At 48.9% G+C, this 2,022-nt stretch carries 3 protein-coding genes; all 3 read left to right on the forward strand.

The genetic code is table 11. The annotated features are described in order from the left end of the window. Positions 1–64 precede the first annotated feature (64 nt). Genes JUK32_RS27285 through JUK32_RS28355 form a run of 3 tightly spaced genes read left to right on the forward strand, consistent with a single transcriptional unit; the run spans position 65 to position 1,580 of the window. Positions 65–484 carry a hypothetical protein gene (locus JUK32_RS27285; protein ID WP_239112173.1) on the forward strand — a complete coding sequence of 140 codons (420 nt, stop codon included), beginning with the start codon at positions 65–67 and terminating at the stop codon, positions 482–484. Positions 485–539: 55 nt separating this feature from the next. Further along, complete coding sequence (locus JUK32_RS28350; RefSeq protein WP_309224457.1) at positions 540–1,061, forward strand: DUF1016 N-terminal domain-containing protein; 522 nt, start codon at positions 540–542, stop codon at positions 1,059–1,061. 12 nt (positions 1,062–1,073) lie between these two features. Next, on the forward strand, positions 1,074–1,580 hold the full coding sequence (locus JUK32_RS28355) for a PDDEXK nuclease domain-containing protein (RefSeq protein ID WP_309224458.1): 507 nt from the start codon (positions 1,074–1,076) through the stop codon (positions 1,578–1,580). Positions 1,581–2,022 lie beyond the last annotated feature (442 nt).

Genomic DNA, 2,022 nt, shown 5'->3' on the forward strand with positions numbered 1-2,022 from the left:
GGTTGTCTGCCTTTGAGGCGATTTCCCGCGTCCTTACCTCACAACAAGCTGATTGGCTACTGGGTTGAGCAATTACTCTCAGCCTATAGACACCCAAGATTCTGACCTGGCGGATGTACAAAGCCCTGAAAAAGCCAGGGAACTCAGCGAATCCACATCTCTGACACCTCAAATCGAAGAAGCCTCCGACTCTAGATATCAGGATGTCGAGACATCTGCACTTCAAGATGTAAAGACCTTGGATACGAAACAAAGCACTTTGCGCTTAGAAACAGGTTTGAGCGATCGCCTTCATGCTCTCTGTCGCAGCGAAGGAATCTGCCGCGAGGTACTTCTAGAAGCAATGTTCGAGCATTTGGAGGCCAATCCCAACCTTCAAAGGGCAATCTTATCAGTGGCGGCAGAGAAAAATGAGCATCGTCAGTACATTGCCAATCTCAAACGGGCACAGTCCATGATGAAACGCTTGAACGGGAATCGCTAGTTCCTACCTAGCGGCATACATCACGGTCTTAGTCGGTACGGTCAGAGGAGCAGCAATGTCGAAATCTAATCTCGTCCCTAGTGACGGTTATCAGGAGCTTTTAGAAGGGCTTAAAGACCGCATTCGCTCATCTCAAATGCGCGCGGCGATCGCTGTCAACCAAGAACTCATTCTGCTGTACTGGCAGATTGGCCAAGAAATTCTGATCCGCCAAGAACAACAGGGATGGGGAGCAAAAGTAATTACCCAATTATCCAAAGACCTAGCCCAGGAGTTCTCTGAGATGAAGGGGTTTTCTACTAGAAACCTTAAATATATGAGGACTTTCGCGAATGCCTATCCAGATTTAGAGATTGGGCAACAGGCTGTTGCCCAAATTCCCTGGGGGCACAATTGCGTCCTGCTCGATAAGGTACAAGAGCCGTCCGAACGGCTATGGTACGCCCGCAAATGCTTAGAACATGGCTGGAGCAGAGCCGTTCTGACGGCACAAATTGAAAGTGGACTATATCTCCAGAAAAGAGGGACGGCTACGACCAATTTTGACCGGACACTGCCACAGTCTCAATCTGACTGAGCCCACGCAATCATCAAAGACCCGTACCATCTGGACTTCTTGCTGGTTGATGAAAACATTCGCCATCAAGATCTCAAGCGGGCATTAATGGCTCATATCCGCGATTTCTTAGTAGAGCTGGGGGTGGGCTTTGCCTTTGCGGGCAAAGACTACCGCATCGAAATTGGCGGTGAAGAGTTCGTGCTCGACCTGTTGTTCTACCACCTAGAGTTACGCTGCTTCGTCATTATCGAACTCAAAATGGATGAGTTTAAGCCTGACTACTCTGGCCGCATGAACCTATTCATTTCCGCCATTGATGACCAAGTTCGTAAACCTGGCGATCAACCCACCATCGGTCTCATTCTATGCAAGTCTAAAAACAAAACCGTTGCTGAGTACGCCACACGCAACCTACGTAATCCCATCGCGGTGGCGGAGCACAGGCTCCCAAAACTCCTTCCGACGACAGAGCAATTAGAGCTAGAGTTGGAAAACGCTGCTCAGCAACTTGAAGCCAGCGAAGACACAGAGGCATAGTTGTTACTTGTGGTGGCTCGCAAACAAGAATCGTCATGCTCGCAAACAAGGCGATTTTGAGCTCAGATTAAGTGCAAACAGCTTGCAAACGAGAGTTTCGGCTCAGATTAACTACGCATAGGCTAAAAGGCTTGAATAACAGGACATTTAGCGATTGTTGGCCGAATTGAATAGCTGCGGGGTGACGCAACTATCCAAATTTTGTACAAGAGCTTGAAGTGTTGACAGAAAGAGACCCTCTGCGGCTGAGCTGTGTGTAGTAGTAACCTCTGAGTCTCACGGAACATCGGCGTTTGAGCACTGTGCCAGTTGACGCAAATAGGGCAAATCTAGTCCAGCCGATTTTTACGATTCTGAGACTCATCAGGAGACAATCGCACGGTGAGTCGAGCACTGGTAAGGCATTGCCAAGTGACTACAGGAGAAGTTTTGGGCCTCCAGC

Source organism: Halomicronema sp. CCY15110, assembly GCF_016888165.1.
Lineage (GTDB): Bacteria > Cyanobacteriota > Cyanobacteriia > Phormidesmidales > Phormidesmidaceae > Halomicronema.

Bases quoted from the DNA above. Each gene is read 5' to 3' on its own strand.
- JUK32_RS28350 (WP_309224457.1), top strand. From the start codon at position 540: ATGTCGAAATCTAATCTCGTCCCTAGTGACGGTTATCAGGAGCTTTTA.